Annotated in this window: 14 protein-coding genes; 12 read left to right on the forward strand and 2 right to left on the reverse strand. The window is 51.0% G+C overall.

Annotation, left to right across the window (positions count from 1 at the left end; all coding sequences use genetic code 11):
• Nucleotides 1–2 precede the first annotated feature (2 nt).
• From lpdA to KI362_RS17230, 6 genes are all read left to right on the forward strand, one after another.
• A complete protein-coding gene (gene lpdA / locus KI362_RS17205; RefSeq protein ID WP_044478748.1) occupies nt 3–1,418 on the forward strand; it encodes a dihydrolipoyl dehydrogenase in 1,416 nt (471 codons plus the stop codon).
• Between the two features lie 164 nt (nt 1,419–1,582).
• Nucleotides 1,583–2,269 (forward strand): PspA/IM30 family protein, encoded by a 687-nt coding sequence (locus tag KI362_RS17210; protein WP_301628930.1) that lies wholly within the window; start codon nt 1,583–1,585, stop codon nt 2,267–2,269.
• Nucleotides 2,270–2,305: 36 nt separating this feature from the next.
• The gene (locus KI362_RS17215; RefSeq protein WP_301628931.1) at nt 2,306–3,337 is read left to right on the forward strand and encodes a TFIIB-type zinc ribbon-containing protein; all 1,032 of its coding nucleotides are present in this window, start codon (nt 2,306–2,308) and stop codon (nt 3,335–3,337) included.
• Nucleotides 3,337–4,209 (forward strand): TPM domain-containing protein, encoded by an 873-nt coding sequence (locus tag KI362_RS17220; RefSeq protein WP_301628932.1) that lies wholly within the window; start codon nt 3,337–3,339, stop codon nt 4,207–4,209. The genes KI362_RS17215 and KI362_RS17220 overlap by 1 nt, the downstream gene beginning before the upstream one ends.
• A gap of 15 nt (nt 4,210–4,224) precedes the next feature.
• Nucleotides 4,225–5,217, forward strand: a complete 993-nt coding sequence (locus KI362_RS17225) for an SPFH domain-containing protein (RefSeq protein ID WP_301628933.1) — start codon at nt 4,225–4,227, stop codon at nt 5,215–5,217.
• 208 nt (nt 5,218–5,425) lie between these two features.
• On the forward strand, nt 5,426–6,157 hold the full coding sequence (locus KI362_RS17230; protein ID WP_301628935.1) for a hypothetical protein: 732 nt from the start codon (nt 5,426–5,428) through the stop codon (nt 6,155–6,157).
• 143 nt (nt 6,158–6,300) lie between these two features.
• Here KI362_RS17230 and KI362_RS17235 read toward each other — a convergent pair whose 3' ends face one another.
• Nucleotides 6,301–8,805, reverse strand: coding sequence for a DsrE/DsrF/DrsH-like family protein (locus KI362_RS17235; protein WP_301628937.1), 2,505 nt, complete (start codon nt 8,803–8,805; stop codon nt 6,301–6,303).
• A gap of 3 nt (nt 8,806–8,808) precedes the next feature.
• On the reverse strand, nt 8,809–9,093 hold the full coding sequence (locus KI362_RS17240; RefSeq protein WP_044478743.1) for an ArsR/SmtB family transcription factor: 285 nt from the start codon (nt 9,091–9,093) through the stop codon (nt 8,809–8,811).
• 216 nt (nt 9,094–9,309) lie between these two features.
• Between KI362_RS17240 and KI362_RS17245 the strand changes: the two genes are divergently transcribed.
• From KI362_RS17245 to KI362_RS17270, 6 genes are all read left to right on the forward strand, one after another.
• Entirely contained in the window at nt 9,310–10,164 is an 855-nt protein-coding gene (locus KI362_RS17245) for an undecaprenyl-diphosphate phosphatase (protein ID WP_044478742.1), read from the forward strand.
• Between the two features lie 108 nt (nt 10,165–10,272).
• On the forward strand, nt 10,273–10,716 hold the full coding sequence (locus KI362_RS17250) for an NUDIX hydrolase (protein WP_301628941.1): 444 nt from the start codon (nt 10,273–10,275) through the stop codon (nt 10,714–10,716).
• Between the two features lie 106 nt (nt 10,717–10,822).
• The gene (gene thyA / locus KI362_RS17255) at nt 10,823–11,617 is read left to right on the forward strand and encodes a thymidylate synthase (RefSeq protein WP_301628943.1); all 795 of its coding nucleotides are present in this window, start codon (nt 10,823–10,825) and stop codon (nt 11,615–11,617) included.
• A 40-nt stretch (nt 11,618–11,657) separates the two neighbouring features.
• Nucleotides 11,658–12,158: a dihydrofolate reductase gene (locus tag KI362_RS17260; protein WP_301628945.1), complete on the forward strand. Its 501-nt coding sequence runs from the start codon at nt 11,658–11,660 to the stop codon at nt 12,156–12,158.
• Nucleotides 12,159–12,285: 127 nt separating this feature from the next.
• Entirely contained in the window at nt 12,286–13,773 is a 1,488-nt protein-coding gene (locus KI362_RS17265) for a glutamate synthase subunit beta (RefSeq protein WP_301628946.1), read from the forward strand.
• A gap of 726 nt (nt 13,774–14,499) precedes the next feature.
• Complete coding sequence (locus KI362_RS17270) at nt 14,500–16,755, forward strand: type IA DNA topoisomerase (RefSeq protein ID WP_301628948.1); 2,256 nt, start codon at nt 14,500–14,502, stop codon at nt 16,753–16,755.
• Nucleotides 16,756–16,794 lie beyond the last annotated feature (39 nt).

Consider the following 16,794-nt stretch of genomic DNA (forward strand, 5'->3'; position numbering starts at 1 on the left):
ACATGGTAGTAGGAGACGCTTCTTTAGATATTGATACTCTAGTCGTAGGCGCCGGTCCCGGCGGATATGTGGCGGCCATTCGTGCCGCCCAGCTGGGCCAAAAGGTCGTCATCGTCGATAAATCGGAACTTGGCGGCGTGTGCTTGAACCGCGGATGTATCCCATCGAAGGCTCTGATCGCAGCTGCCCACCAATATGAAGCTGCACTTCATGGCGAAGCCTTCGGGATTACGGCTGAAAACGTAAAGGTTGACTTCAAGAAGACCCAGGAATTCAAGAGCGGTGTCGTTAAGAAAATGACTCAAGGCGTAACGGGTCTGCTTAAAGGCAACAAGATTGAAGTATTCAGCGGCGAAGTGATGTTCATCAATGAGAGCGAAGCGCGCGCATTCAACGATCATGAATCCCCGCGTTACCGTTTCAAGCATTGCATCCTGGCTACTGGCTCCCGTCCAATTGAATTGAAGCCATTCCCGTTCGGCGGACGCATCCTGTCCTCGACTGAAGCGCTTGAGCTTCAAGAAGTTCCAGGCAGCCTCGTTGTAATCGGCGGCGGCTACATCGGCGCAGAGCTTGGTCAAATGTTCTCCAAGTTCGGAACCAAGGTGACGATCATCGAAGGCATGGACACGGTTCTCCCTGGCTTTGACAAGGATATGACTCGCCTGGTTGCGAAGAGTATGGAGAAGACTGGCGTTGAAATCGTAACAAATGCAAAAGCGGAAAGTGCAGAACAAACCGATAAGAGTGTTACTGTGAAATATTCTGTGAACGGTGAGAACAAGGAAGTTACTGCAGACTACCTGCTTGTAACTGTTGGACGCCGTCCAAACACGGATGGAGATCTGGGTCTGGAGCTTGCTGGTGTGGAATTGACCGACCGTGGTCTGGTCAAGGTTGACCATCAAGGCCGCACAAGCAATCCGAAGATTTTCGCAATCGGCGACATCGTTCCTGGACTTGCGCTTGCGCATAAAGCTTCTTACGAAGGCAAGGTAGCTGCCGAGGTGATTTCCGGCCTGCCATCCGTAGTGGATTACAAAGCAATCCCAGCGGTTGTATTCACAGATCCTGAATGCTCCAGCGTGGGTCTTACCGAGAAGGAAGCAAAAGAGCAAGGCTTCAAGGTAAAATCGGGCAAGTTCCCATTTGCAGGCAATGGCCGTGCAACGTCCTTGAATCAGCCTGAAGGCTTCATCAAGATCGTAGCGAATGAAGAGAACGAGGTTGTTCTCGGCGCGCAAATCGTTGGTATCGAAGCATCCAACCTGATTGCCGAGCTTGGGCTTGCTATCGAGATGGGGGCGACGCTCGAAGATATCTCCCTTACGATTCATGCGCATCCTACACTTGGCGAAATCGTGATGGAAGCTGCTGAATTGGTTGAGGGTCATCCAATTCACGTCATTTCCCGTTAATATTCGTTCACTTTGAATGACCGTCTTTACGTTTTACTCCTAAGGATATGGATAGGGCAGGACCGATACTGTGGTCTTGCCCTCTTTTTTTGACACCTGCCAGAATGTTTATGAAACCCAGACCTGCAAAATGGAGTATTATTTACATAGGTGAAAAATCCGGAGTGGAACAGGGGGAGATTACGATCGGAATTATATCAAGATTTGCGGAGATTATGAGCGTGAATATTCGCTCTTTATTGGAGTCGTCCAAGCAGCCGGAGCAAGCGGTGAAGGAGTATCTGCGGACTCTCCAGATGGATCTGGGTGCACTTAAGGCTGAGACTGCAGCTGTAGAAGCTGAGGAGCAGCGCTCCAGACGTGCCCTGGAGGAATGCCAAGCCGAGATCAGCAAGCTTCAGCGCTATGCCGAAAAATCCGTGGAAGCCGGCGAGGAGCAGCGTGCCCTCGGATTTCTGGAAAAAAAGAAGCTGCAAAGCGGCAAGCTGGCGCAGCTTGAAGCTGCTTACAGACAGGCAGCAGAGCATACATTAAAGCTGAAGCAAATGGAACTGAAGCTTGCTTCTGATCTTACGAAGCTGGAAGCTAAAAATCAGGAGTTGAAGGAAAAGCTGTCTGAAGCGGAGAAGTTAAACCGGGAGCAGCAGAAGGGCAGGACCTCCTTTGACGAGCTGGAGGCGAAGGCCGATCAGGCCTTGAATGAAGCGTTGGCCCTGGCTGAATTAAAGGCGGGTCCGAAGGATTTTGATGAGGAGTTCAGAGCTTGGGAGGAGAGCATGGGCTTAAGCAATGCTGAGACACGCAGTCCGCAGGAGGAACTGGCAGCTCTGAAAGACAAACAGAACAATTAGGCAGCTTGATGCTGAACATAGCGGGGTGAGTGTGTAATGCCGGTAATTGAGTATAAATGTCCCAACTGCGGGGGCAATATGTTGTTTGACGGTGACAGCGGGATGCTGACCTGCGAGAGCTGCGGCCGTCAAGACAATATTGAGGAGAAGCTTGATCCGATAGCGCAGCAGGTATTTGAGAAGGATGAAGCTATTGAATATCAATGTACGAGCTGCGGCGCGGTATTGATTACGAACAAAGACACTTCAGCAACTGTATGCAGCTTCTGCGGCTCTCCGGTCGTGCTGGGCGACCGATTGAGCGGACAGCTTGCACCATCCATGGTCATCCCATTTACGGTAACGGAACAAGAAGCCATCCAGGCCTTTCGTAAATGGTGCAAGCGAGGATTGCTGACCCCAAGCGGCTTTATGACCGCGGACCGGATTAAGGAGATTACAGGGATTTATGTCCCGTTCTGGCTGTACGATCTTCACCATGATGCTGAGGTTTACGGAGAGGGAACCAAGGTAAGATCCTATACACGCGGCGATTATCATATTACCGAGACCGAATACTATGATGTCTATCGCAGACTGAAGCTCAATTATGTCAAGGTTCCGGTGGATGCTGCGGATAAAATGGACGATACGCTGATGGATAAACTCGAACCCTTTTATTACGAGCATCTCAAGGAATTCAAGACGCCTTACTTATCAGGGTATATGGCTGAGAAATACAGTCAGAATGACACACAGCTGCTTCCCCGGGCGAAGGACAAGGTTATCGGTTATATCCGGTCAGCCATCAAGGATTCTGTCTCGGGATACACGACTATGAATTACTCGAATCAGCGCATTGCTACGACGCATGCAAGCGCGAGATATGTGCTGCTCCCAGTATGGATTCTGACTTATGATTACAATCGGCAGGAGCATATGTTTGCGATGAACGGGCAGACCGGTAAGGTGGTCGGCAAACCGCCGCTTAGCAAGCTTAAGATATTCTCCTGGTTCACCGGCATCTCAGCAGGCACGCTGTTGATCCTGAAGCTGATCTCCTTGAGCATGGGAGGTGGGTTCCTGTGATGAATAACAAATGGGCGATGCGGTTGCTCTCCATCTGGATCGGTATCCTGCTGCTCTTCCCGCTTCAGACGATTAACGCAACGAGCGTGGATGAGACAAAGCAGTTAATCTATGATGAAGCAGGGCTGTTAAGCAGCAGCCAGGCCGAAACATTAAATCAGCGTGCTAATGAATACAGCCAAAGATGGGACACGGACTTTATTGTGTATACTTCCAATAACCCAGCTGGAACGGATGTCCAGGTATTGATGGGTGATTTCTACGATGAATATGAACGGAACTCCGATGTGCCCAATGTCAGTGCGGTGATGCTGACGTTGGACATGAACAACCGTGAACTGTATGTGTCCGGGTTCTATAAAGGGATGGAATATGTGAACAATGAACGGGCCGATCAAATCCGCGATTTGATTACTACTTCTTTGTCAGCAGGGGACTATGAGCAGGCATTTACGATGTTTTTAGATAAAGCGAATGAGTTCATGGGCATCGAGCCGGCGCCAGAATACGATCCGGGCAGCGGTAGCTCGGGAATCTCCAGCCCAGGCGTCCCGCGGACAGACTATACACCTGCCTCGGACGATGATGAGGAATCTATTATTTCCAACGGCTGGTTCCAGTTGATTGTATCGCTGGCAGTGGGCGGTATTGCCGTAGGCATCATGGCGGCGAATGCGGGAGGACGCGTAACGGTGAACCGGTTTACTTATGAAGACTCCAGAAATTCTGGCGTGGTCTCCAGAAAGGATCAATATATCCGTACTACGGTCTCCAAACGCAAAATTGAACGCAACACGAACAGCGGCGGCGGAGGCGGCGGAGGCAGAACAGGCGGAGGACACAGTCACAGCGGCAGCAGAGGATCATTTTAGAGAGGATGGATGAGCATGGGATTTTTTAAGAATCAGTTTGCCAATGTAGTGGAATGGGAAGAGTTCCGAGAGGATATGATTTTTTGGAAATGGAGCAATCGTGAAATAAAGAAGGGCAGTAAGCTGATCATTCGCCCCGGTCAGGATGCAATCTTCGTGAATAATGGCAAGATCGAAGGGATTTTCAAGGACGACGGCGAGTACAATATCGATTCGGATATTATCCCGTTCCTGTCGACGCTGAAGGGCTTCAAATTCGGCTTTAACAGCGGCATGAGAGTGGAAGTTCTCTTCGTGAATACGAAGGAATTTACGGTGAAATGGGGAACGCAAAATCCGGTGCTGATTCCAACGCCGCAGCTTCCGGGCGGGATGCCGATTCGGGCTAACGGCACTTTTACCTTCCAGGTCACCGATTATGTAACGCTGATCGATAAAATTGCCGGTATTCGCAACAGCTATCTGGTTGAGGATGTCAAAATCCGAATCACTTCGGTGCTTGATCAGTTGCTGATGAAGTGGATCAGCCGGGAAGGCAAGGATATGTTCAATCTTCAGGCAAATGCCTCCGATATTGCCAAGGGAATTCGCGAGGATCTGGATATGGAGGTGCTTAATAACGGGATCTCGATTACCGGCTTCCAGGTGATGAGCTTCAACTATCCGAAGGAAATCCAGGACATGATCACCAAGACGGCATCGCATGAAATGATCGGCAATCTGCAAAAATACCAGCAGGTCAGCATGACGGACGGCATTGCTTCAGGGAAAGTAAAGGGCGGCGGTGTTGCCGGTGACATGGCTGGAATGATGATGGGAATGAATCTCGCAGGCGAGATGATGAAGAACATGAACCAGAATCAGAATCAGTCTTCTTCTGGCAATTCGTCCGCGAATCCGGGCTCTCCGGCTCAGGGGAGCGGCCAAAAGCCGAACTTCTGTCCGAACTGCGGCGCAAAGAATGAAGGCGCTAATTTTTGCCCGAACTGCGGCCAGAAGCTGGTTTAAGACCGATCATCAAAAACCGGAAGGAAGAGGGGCTTTCACCCTCTTCCTTTCACTCCATATCACTGTCAAATCGGTAGAATAAACCTCGGTCGAGACCGTTATCGTCAAGCTCCGTTGTATTTTTAACAAAACTTTTCATTTCTTGGAAAACAAGTTCTGTTACAATGAGGGTATACGAGCTCAAATCCGATACGAGGTGCCCTGAACAATGAAAAAGAAGACGATTACATTCATTGCTGGTCTCATGCTGTTGCTGCTGGGGGTTTTAGTATCCAATCACTTCACCGCCAATTCGACCGAAGCCCATTCCCCTACAGAGAGGCAGGTTGTTAACGAAGAGCCGCCTGCCTCGGCGCAAGCAGAATTACCGTTAAGGGACCAAATAGCAAAGTGGATTGTTGAGCAGGGCCAAAGAGATGAATACTATTTGGAAGGATTGTCTTATGTCGAGGTCCAACTGGATACGGACAGCGAACTGGAAATCATCGCGGGTATTGACGGCGGAGTCCACCTGGGCCAATTTTTTGTTTTTGATTCTGGTGCGGATGGAGAATACAAGTTGATCGCAGAGAAAGATTGGAAGGTAGAGCAGCTTCATCCCGGCATGGCGAAAGACGTGGAATTGAAGATGATCTTCGAAACGGTCGATCGTACCGGAGGGACCGGAGTGGATGTATATGAGGCTCACTTATGGTATCTGGATAACGGAGAGTTCAAGGAAGTCTGGAACGGCTGGTTAAAGGGAAGAAATGCGATGCTCGCAGGGAGTCATTCCCTGTTGGCTGGCAGCTATCAAGTCATTGAGGGTTGGTTGTACCATTGGGAGACGGTATTCAAATTGGCGGATGATGACGTAACCCGTACCGCACCGCCGCAAACAACGCTGAAAGTATACAGGTTTAACGGAGAGATATTTGAACCTGTTGAATCAACGGAATAATTGGCGGAAGCGGATAACAAGACGGTTAAATGAATAAAGCGGCAAGCTCTGTATTGTGCTGAGCTTGCCGCATATTTGTATATAAGAACATTTTATAGGTTGTAAATCAGTGTCAATCCTCAGTTCAACTTGCCACGGAATAATTAGATGAACAGATTAATGCCCGATTGGTCGGCTTTACCGAGATAGTAGCCTACGCCGCCGATTTTGATGCCTTCAATCAGCTCTTCCTGCTGGATACCCATAACATCCATTGACATTTGACAGGCTACGAGTTCAACGCCCTGGTCAAGCGCGGATTGCATCAGTTCCTCCAAGGAGGCAATATTGCCGCTTTTCATAACGCCCCGAATCATCTTGGCCCCCATCCCCATCATGTTCATTTTTGAGAGGCTTAACCTGCGGCTGCCGCGCGGCATCATCTTACCGAACATTTTTTCGATCAGATTTTTGTGGACCTGTACCTTCTCCGGTTTGCGGATTATGTTCAATCCCCAGAAGGTGAAGAACATCGTGACTTTTTTGCCGCTGGCCGCAGCGCCGTTCGCAATGATGAAGGAGGCGATCGCTTTGTCCAAATCACCGCTGAATACAACCATGGACGTCCCCTCCGCGCCCGTGGATGAAGAGGTCTGTTTACCAACGGATCCCTGGTCAGCAGGGTCGCCCTTTCTCACATAGGCTTCAATCTTCCCTGCGGGCAATTTGTTGATCTGAAGCGCGTGATGCTGCGACATTTTGGCCCAGGAGGCGATATCCTCGTAGAATCCCGGATCGGTAGCGGTTACGTGCAGCACTTGACCCGGGTTTAGCTGGTCCAACGCTTGCTTGACTTGAATTAGCGGGCCGGGACAGCATAATCCGCAGGCATCCAGCTCAGCGTCGGCAGTAATCGTATCCGCAGCCAGGCGCTCTTTGCGGTCCGAGGTGGAGGCGGAAGCCGGCTCAACCGCCGCTGCTGCTGTCTCCAACTCAGCGTCAGAGGATGGATAATACGGTTCTGGGGCGTACCGGCTCATAAGATAGGTTTTGTATCCGCCGGTCAGATTGCGGACGCGGAAGCCGTGCTGCCGAAGGATGCTGGAGGCGGTATAGCCGCGAAGGCCAACCTGGCAATACACCCATATTTCTTTCCCGGAATCCAGTTCAGATAATCTTCCCCGGAGGTCGTCGACAGATATGTTAAGGGAGCCGGGAATATGGCCGTTCGCATGCTCAAGCGGTGACCTTACGTCGAGAAGCAGCGTTGAGGCAGGATCGCGAGTTTCCAATTCGGCAGGCACGAACACCGAAGTTTTGTCTGTCAGAATATTCTCAGCGGTGTACCCGGCCATATTAACCGGATCCTTCGCCGAGGAATAGGGAGGGGCATAGGCCAGCTCCAGCTCGGTTAGGTCGGTCACGCTCCCTTTGAGACGGATGACGGTTGCGATTACGTCTATTCGTTTGTCCACGCCGTCATAGCCGACGGCTTGTGCTCCGAGAACAGTCCCTTCGTTATTGAACAGCAGCTTGATGGTCAAAGGTATAGCTCCCGGATAATAGGCGGCATGTGAACTCGGATGGACATAGGTCACCTGGTAAGGCATGCCCAGCCGCTGCAACGTCTTCTCATTAAGACCCGTGGCTGCCCCTGTCAGACCGAACACTTTGATGATAGAGGTCCCTTGCGTCCCTTTATACGTCGTACCCAGGCCGCATACATTGTCTGCGGCGATTCTGCCTTGCTTGTTGGCCGGGCCCGCAAGCGGAACTGCAGTCTGTGTACCGCTGACAAAGTCGGTAATCTGGACAGCATCACCCACTGCAAAAATATCCGGCCGGTTAGTCTGCAGCTTGTCGTTAACCAAGACATGTCCCTTGGGACCAAGCTCAATGCCGCTGCCCTGCAGGAACCTGGTATCCGGAGCCACGCCGATTGCGAGGATGATCAACTCCGCAGACAGAGCCAACTCGCCGGACAGCATCACTTCCGTCCTATCGCCAAGCTCCCGAAAGCCCTGCACACTGTGAGAGAGTAGAAGCTTGACGCCCTGAGCCTCCAGCTCCTTGGACAGGGCGCCGGCGATGTCGGCGTCGAAAGGGGCAAGAATTTGCGGCCCGCCTTCAATAAGCGTAACCTCCAGCCCGATTTCACGCAGATTTTCGGCCATCTCCACCCCGATGAACCCTCCGCCAATGACGGCAGCAGACCGGATGCCCTTTTCCTCGATATGATGCTTGATCCGGTCCGTATCCGGAATGTTGCGGAGCGTCATGATCTGCGGGCTCTCGATCCCGGGCAGGGCAGGCCGAAGGGGACTCGCCCCGGGCGACAGAATGAGCGAATCAAAGGACTCTTCGTATTCACCGCGGCTCTTGCTTCTGACTGTGACCGATTTTTGCTCCGGATGAACGGCAATAACCTCGCTGTCGATGCGCACATCGATCCGAAAGCGCTGGTGCATCGCTTCGGGTGTCTGAACCAGGAGCATGGAGCGGTCCTGAATCGTACCTCCGATATAATAGGGGAGCCCGCAATTGGCGAATGAAATGAATGAGCCCCGTTCGAACATAATAATCTCTGCTTCTTCATCCAGCCGGCGCAATCGGGCGGCAGCCGAAGCTCCTCCGGCAACCCCGCCGACAATAAGTATCTTTTTACCCATGTGCTATTCCTCCTTAAAAAGTAACTCAACCAGCTGCGTGATCCGCGTATCCGATACATGGTACAGCACCTCTAGTCCGTTGCGTTCCGTCTCCACAATGCCCAGGCTGCGCAGCTTCTGCAAATGCTGGGATACCGTCGATTGCGGCAGGCCAAGGCATTCCTGCATATAGGACACATTGCACTCCTTTTTCTCCAGAAGGCCCTTCACGATACATAGCCGTACCGGATGCGCGAGCGCCTTGAGTAACTCGGAAGCTTCTTCATAACGCTTGATGTTATTGTCCATTCGGTTGTCCTCCCGTTTTATATTTATATATCGTAATATTACGATATAGTGATATTGATGTCAATTCTAAGTCATGGATGAATGGTTTGATTTCATAGGATAAAAGTAGGGAATTGTCCAGATAGTTGATTTTGAGCAAGCGATGCTGTTAAAGTAATGAGGTATGTTTATTTCGCACTCTATGGATAAGAGTTGGTCAAAGGAGAGTTAGACACTATGGAAGATATCTTCACAATATTAAAATCGATTATTCTGGGAATTGTCGAAGGGATTACGGAATTCCTGCCCGTGTCTTCAACAGGACATCTGGTCATTTTCACCAACCTGCTGAGCTTTAGCGGAACGACGCCATCATATGTTGAAATGTATACTTATGTCATTCAATTAGGGGCCATACTGGCCGTGATTGTACTCTATTGGAAAAAGATCAAAGATACGCTGGTAAATTTCTTCCCTCAAAAGGTAGGCTTCCAGCGCTCCGGCTTTCGGTTTTGGCTGATGCTGGCGATTGCCTGCATTCCGGGCGGCGTATTCGGCGTTCTGCTGAATGACTGGTCTGACAAGCATCTCTTCACCCCGGTTGTTGTGGCATTTTCACTCTTCTTCGGCGGTTTGTGGATGTTGTATGCGGAGAATAAATTCCGCAACAATAAGCCCGGCGGCGGCGGTGACGAGCTCAATGTGACCGTGAAGCAGGCTCTGATCATCGGCGCTTTTCAATGCCTGGCCATTATTCCGGGCATGTCCCGATCCGCTTCCACAATCATTGGCGGTTGGGTTGCCGGATTAACGACAGTAGCAGCAGCAGAATTTTCCTTCTTCCTTGCTATTCCGGTCATGGTCGGGATGAGTGCGCTTAAGATCATCAAAATCGGCGGGTTTGGCAGCATGACTTCGATGGAGCTTGTCTCGCTTGGCGTTGGTTTTCTGGTATCATTTATCGTCGCTTTGGCTGTCATCAACAAATTTATTTCCTATCTCCAGAAGAAGCCAATGAAGGTATTTGTATATTACCGTATGATTTTTGCGATTATTGTACTGTTAGCGGGTATTATCGGAGTATTCGGATAATTTCAAGCGCTTGTCAGAGGCCGGTCATCCGATAAAGGGTGGCCGACTTTTTTTGCATAGGAGCGGTTTGGTCGGAAGTGAGCCGACACGGTAGAGGAGGACATCGATATGAATCGGATTGATATTGTCTATGCGCTCTTGCCAAGCGATGATGGCAGCCGGATTCTGATGGTACACAACACAGGAAGCCGAAATACTTGGACACTTCCCGGCGGAACGGTGGAGCAGGGGGAGACGCTGCAGGAGGCCTTAATCCGCGAAGTGAAGGAAGAGGCGGGACTTGATATCAAGGTGCTGGATGTTGCGGCTATTAATGAGCTTCGGACACCTGAGAGCAGCAAGCATTATTTGCTTATCACATTTCACGCCAAGATCATCGGCGGGCAGTTAGGGACCAATGTGCCCGAGGAAGTAGCCGAGGTGGAATGGATTGAACTTCCAAGAGCCGATTTGCTGATGCCTTATTACCAAAAGGGGATAAGCAGTCTCATTCAGCAGCAGAAAGGCGTTCCTTATTTCGATGAGGGTGTTCAATATGGGGAGAAAGAATAAGTAGGAAGCGAAAATAGATTGATTAGCTCTCTATTTCCGAACATAATAAAGATAACTATAAGTTGACTTTTTGAACTCGCACTAAAACGATACGGGGGCATATGATATGAGAAGTTATTTGGACTTGCTGCAGGATGTATTGGATCATGGAACACCGAAGGAAGACCGGACCGGCACCGGAACAATCTCTGTATTCGGACGGCAGCTTCGTTTTGATCTGTCTCAGGGGTTTCCGTTGATGACCACCAAACGGATTCATTTGAAATCGGTCATTCACGAGCTGCTGTGGTTCCTGAGCGGAGAGACCAATATTGCTTATTTGAAAGAAAATGGCGTAAGAATATGGGATGAATGGGCGGATGAGAACGGAGATTTGGGACCTGTCTACGGCTCCCAGTGGCGTTCGTGGGAGACACCTGATGGCCGGACGATTGACCAGATTACGAATTTAATCGAGGGGATCAAGAAGAATCCAGACTCGCGCCGGCATTTGGTCAGTGCCTGGAACGTGGCCGAGGTGGACAAGATGAAGCTGCCTCCTTGCCACTTCGTCTTTCAATTTTATGTAGCGAACGGCAAGCTGTCCTGTATGCTGACGATGAGATCGGTTGACACCTTCCTGGGTCTTCCGTTCAATATTGCAAGCTATGCGCTGCTGACGCATATGGTGGCCCAACAGTGTGATCTGGAGGTTGGGGACTTTATCTGGTCCGGCGGAGATGTGCATATCTACAACAACCATCTGGAGCAGGTCAAGACACAGTTGGCACGTGAACCGTATCCTTTGCCGCAGTTAATTATCAAGCGGAAACCCGCATCCATTTTTGACTATGTATATGAAGACTTTGAATTCAGCGGTTATCAGTATCATCCGACGATCAAGGCTGCAGTTTCCGTATAGGAATCTGTTCAGTGACCGTTGTATGAAGGGAGAGATAAGCTTGTCAATCACATTGATTTGGGCCATGTCGCGAAATAGAGTGATCGGCCGTAATAACGAGCTGCCATGGCGGCTTCCGGCGGACTTGAAGTATTTTAAAGCGCAGACGACAGGCAAGACGATTCTGATGGGAAGAAGCACCTGGGAATCGATCGGCAGCAAGCCGCTGCCTGGCCGCAGAAATATCATTCTGACACATAACCGCGAATATACGGCAACGGGGGCGGAAGTGGTGCATTCTGTGAACGAAGCCCTTGAGCTGGCCCGGCACGAAGAGCTGTGGGTGATCGGGGGAGCTGCGGTGTATCGCCAATTTCTGGAGCATGCGGACCGCCTGCTGGTCACTCTGATTGATGAGGATGTAGAAGGTGATACTTACTTCCCGGATTTTAGATGGGATGACTATGTGTTTAGCGGGGAAGAAGTGGGAATACGTGATGAGAAGAACCCTTATGATTACCGCTTTTTGACGTATGTACGCCCGGGTTCGAGTGCTGAATAGTACAAAATATCGTATCAATAATCCATTAATAACAACTCCTCCGAATGCTAACATCAAGATACATTGAAATGTGAGAGTTTCCAAGATCGTTTGGGGACTTTTGCATAGACGGATGGGGGATTAATGGATGTCTACACCAACTGGATTTATGGAATACAACAGACAGCTTCCCGGCGACCGAAGCCCGTCCGAACGGGTTCAGGATTGGCAGGAGTTTCACAAACATATGTCTGAGGAGGAGCTTAGGACGCAAGGCTCGCGCTGCATGGATTGCGGCACTCCTTATTGTCACACAGGCATTGATATGCTGGGCGGAACATCTGGCTGTCCGGTGCACAACCTCATTCCGGAGTGGAATAACCTTGTGTATAGAGGATTGTGGAAGGATGCGCTGGAGCGTCTGCATAAGACGAATAATTTTCCCGAATTTACCGGGCGGGTATGTCCTGCACCCTGCGAAGGCTCTTGTACGGTAGGACTGATTGGACAGCCTGTGACGATCAAAAATATTGAGCAGGCGATTGTTGACCGTGGATTTGAAGAAGGCTGGATTGTACCGGAGCCGCCAAAGCAGCGGACCGGGCGCAGGGTGGCTGTCGTAGGCTCAGGTCCTGCTGGCCTTGCCTGTGCGGCACAGTTGAATAAAGCCGGTCACGAGGTCACCGTATATGAGCGGGCTGACCGAATTGGCGGACTGCTGATGTACGGCATTCCAACCATGAAGCTGGATAAGCAGATTGTTCAGCGCAGAGTCGATCTGCTTGCGGCAGAGGGGATTCATTTTGTCACAAACACGGAAATCGGAAAAGATATCCCTGCCCAGCAGCTTGTCGAAGAGTATGATGCAGTTGTCTTATGCGGAGGAGCTACCAAGCCTCGGGAGTTCAACATCGAGGGCAGTGACTTGAACGGGGTTCAATATGCGATGCCGTTTCTGAACGCAACGATCAAGAGCTATCTGGATTCCGGACTGGAGGATGGCCAATATCTGTCTGCCGAGGACAAGGATGTGATCGTTATTGGCGGCGGGGATACCGGATCGGATTGCGTAGCAACCTCGCTTCGTCATGGCTGCCGGAGCATCACCCAATTTGGCACCCATGCCATGGCGCCTCTGGAGCGCGATCAGGTCAATAATCCATGGCCGCAGTTTCCGAATGTCTATACACTGGATTATGCCCAAGAGGAAGCCAAGGCTTTATTCGGCAGCGATCCCAGAGAATTCTCGATCATGACAACCCGTTTCGTTGGCGATGAGGAGGGCAATTTGAAGGAGCTGCATACGATTCAGATTCAGCGGATTGTCGATGAGACCGGACGGAAGATTTACCAGCCTGTTCCGGGTACAGAGCGGGTATTTCCGGCTCAGCTGGCACTGATCGCAATTGGATTCGACGGACCGGAGCAGACCTTGCCCGAGCAGCTGGGGCTTGCAACCGATCGACGGAGCAATGTGAAGGCACGTTACGGCAAATATAACACCAATGTGGACAAAGTGTTTGCCGCTGGCGATATGAGACGCGGGCAGAGCCTTGTCGTCTGGGCCATTCACGAAGGCCGCGAAGCAGCGAAGGAGGTCGACAAGTATCTGATGGGTGCAACTTTGCTAGCTTAACTGCTTTAAGGTTAGTTGAACTAATGGTTGTTCATTTGGAGGCAACGTATGAGGTGTTCTTACGATCGCTGTTGTTCGCAGATTTCTTTGATTGAACTTAAACCATCTAGAGGTAGAAATCTACTCACAAAGGCGAACGCTCCGCTTCTTCAAAACACCTCACACTTTTGCCTTAAACACGAACTTTATTGTTCAACAAACATGGTAGTTAAGAAATGCAAATATGCACTGATCGCTCTTCGTCTAGGCGACCTGCAGGCAGCTTTCATTCCCGCCGAGGCGTATGAGGCTCCGCGCGAGCTGCCCATAGCCCGAGAAGATTGCAACAAAAACCTGTTCAGTTGCAAACACTACTTAAACCAGTTTATTTTTCGTTATAGTATTCATAGACTTGGAGACTTTCGTATCGTCTTTGTGCCCTTTTGGCTCTGTGAAGTGTTAAAAGCTTTCTGTAAGAAAGCTGCTTCGGAAGCATAAAGCGGAGCGTTCGCCTTTGTGAGCGGATTTCTCCCTTGCCTGAACTTATTCCAATCAGAGAAATCCGCGAACAACAGCGATCGTAAGCACACTTCACACGTTGCCCCCAGAGTAGAATCATTAGTCCAACTATTACCTCCTGATTCCAAAATATGATATAATAGATTCAGCTACAGGGCTGCGCCAGAGGCGTGGCCCTTTTCTTGACCGTATAAGGATTTGAATGCAAGAAAGAGGGGCCTTGAGATCATGAAGACACTGGTTATTGCCGAAAAGCCGGATATGGGAAGGACGATTGCGGCGGTCATTGAGCCGAAGGCAAAAAATAATCGATCCTATCTGGAGGGCGAGCGGTACATTATAACTTGGGCCATCGGACATCTGCTTGGCCTGGCTGAGCCTGACGCATATGACGATAAGTACAAACGATGGAACTTTGGAGATTTGCCGATCCTTCCTGAGCAATTCAAAATTGTTCCAAACCCGCGCACCAAGGATCAGCTCAAGACGATCGGCGAGCTGGCCAAACGATGCTCAGCGCTCGTGAATGCCTGTGACGCAGGGAGAGAAGGTCAGTACATATTCGCATTGATTCAGCAGCAGCTGAAGCTTACACAGCCAGTCAAACGTCTGTGGATCTCGGACCTGACGGCAGAGAGTATTGCCAAGGGCTTCGCCGAGCTGCGTGAAGGCAGGGAGTTCGAAAATTTAACCCTTGCAGCCAGTGCCCGCAGTGAAGCCGATTGGCTTGTCGGCATGAATGCATCGCGCGCATTTACGACCAAGCACCGGACGCTTTTATCGGTGGGACGCGTGCAGACGCCTGTGTTGGCCTTAATCTATGATCGGCAGCGGGAGATTGAGAGCTTTGACTCGCTGACTTACTACGAGATCAAAGCAGAATTCAAGCAGGATGCCCGCGAGTATTCAGGAGCCTGGCAAGGCGAACGTCTAACCGATGCGGAGAAGGCGGCGGGAATCGCTGAGAAGGTCCGTGGCAAACCGGGGAGAATCACGGATTATGAGGTTAAGGATACGAGAGAGTATCCCTATAAGCTATATGATTTGACCCTTCTGCAGCGGGATGCAAATGCGAAGTTTGGGTACTCCGCCAAGAAGACGCTGGATTTGGCTCAAGCGCTTTACGAGAAGCATAAGGTCATCACTTATCCGCGTACCAGCTCGAACTATGTAAATGAGCAAAATATTGAAGGCATGCATAAGGCGCTCCAAATGCTGAAATCAACAGCCTACAGGGAGCTCGCCGAGCAAGGAAAGCCTGCTCTTGTGCATGCGGGTAACAAATCCGTCTGCAACCCGTCCAAGGTGGAGGATCACCACGCAATTCTGCCGACACTTCGCCGTGCTGGGGCATTGGGTAAGGAGGAGCAGCAAATCTATGATCTGATCGTGCGCCGCTTTTTGTCCCACTTCTACCCGCCGGCCGAGTACAAGCAGCACACGGTATGGACCGAGGTAGAATCGGAAATGTTCAAGACCAATGTGAAGGAACTGCTCTCTCTTGGCTGGAAGGTGTGCATGTCGAATGATGATAGCGGTGCGAAATCCTCCGGACGCGGAAAGAAGCAGGAGGATGAGGAGGAAGCGGAGGAGCTGGTCAGCGAGCCATTTGCGGTTGATCCCTCAGCTCCGGTAATCTGTACTGCTGCTGAAGCAAAGGAGAAGGCGACTCAGCCTCCTAAGGCTTACACCGAAGGGACGTTGCTGAAGGCCATGGAGAGCGCAGGCAAGCAGCTGGAAAATGAGGAGCTGCGCGAGGTCATGAAGGAAGCGGGACTGGGCACGCCTGCCACCCGGGCTGCAACGATCGAGCGTCTCAAGAAGGTCGGCTACATCACGATGCAGGGCAAGCGGATCACCGTCACGCAAAAGGGGCGGACAGCGATCGAATTGATCCGGCATGCAGGCGTCGAGCTGCTGACCTCGCCGGAAATGACCGGCCAGTGGGAGCGCAGGCTGCACCAAATCTCCAAGGGGGAGGCGGCCCGTGAGAAGTTCATGGACAACGTGAAGCGCTTTACGATCTCCATCATTGAGAAGGTCAGAACTCAACCGAAAGCGGAGGCCTCCCGGTTCGAGCCAGGGGAAGAGAAGGGTGCCGGACGTTCCAGGGGGAAAGCGGCAGGAAGCGGAGGCCGCAGAACATCAACGGAAAAGAAAAGCGAAGCGAAAGCAGCGACGGGTTCTTCTTCAGGCTCCGGCAGTATGCAGCCGCTCGCGGACTGCCCGCGGCAGGGCTGCGGCGGGCAACTGATCGAGGGCAAGAAGGGCTACGGCTGTACTCATTATAAGCAGGGCTGCGGATTCGTTATCTGGAAGGATTTTTCCGGCAAAAAAATCTCCCATGCGATGCTGAAGACATTGCTGGAGAAGGGGCAGACGCAGCTGCTGGCCTTTAAGGACGGGGACCGGTCGTACAAAGCAAGAATTGTCCTGAACGATCCGAACACCGGCAGATTAGAACTGCAGAACACGGATTCCTAAGTGAGTGAAAATAAGAGACCTCCTTGACCCTTCATGAAG

It is taken from the genome of Paenibacillus apis (assembly GCF_018333295.1).
In the GTDB taxonomy this organism is placed as follows: Bacteria; Bacillota; Bacilli; order Paenibacillales; family Paenibacillaceae; genus Fontibacillus; species Fontibacillus antibioticophila.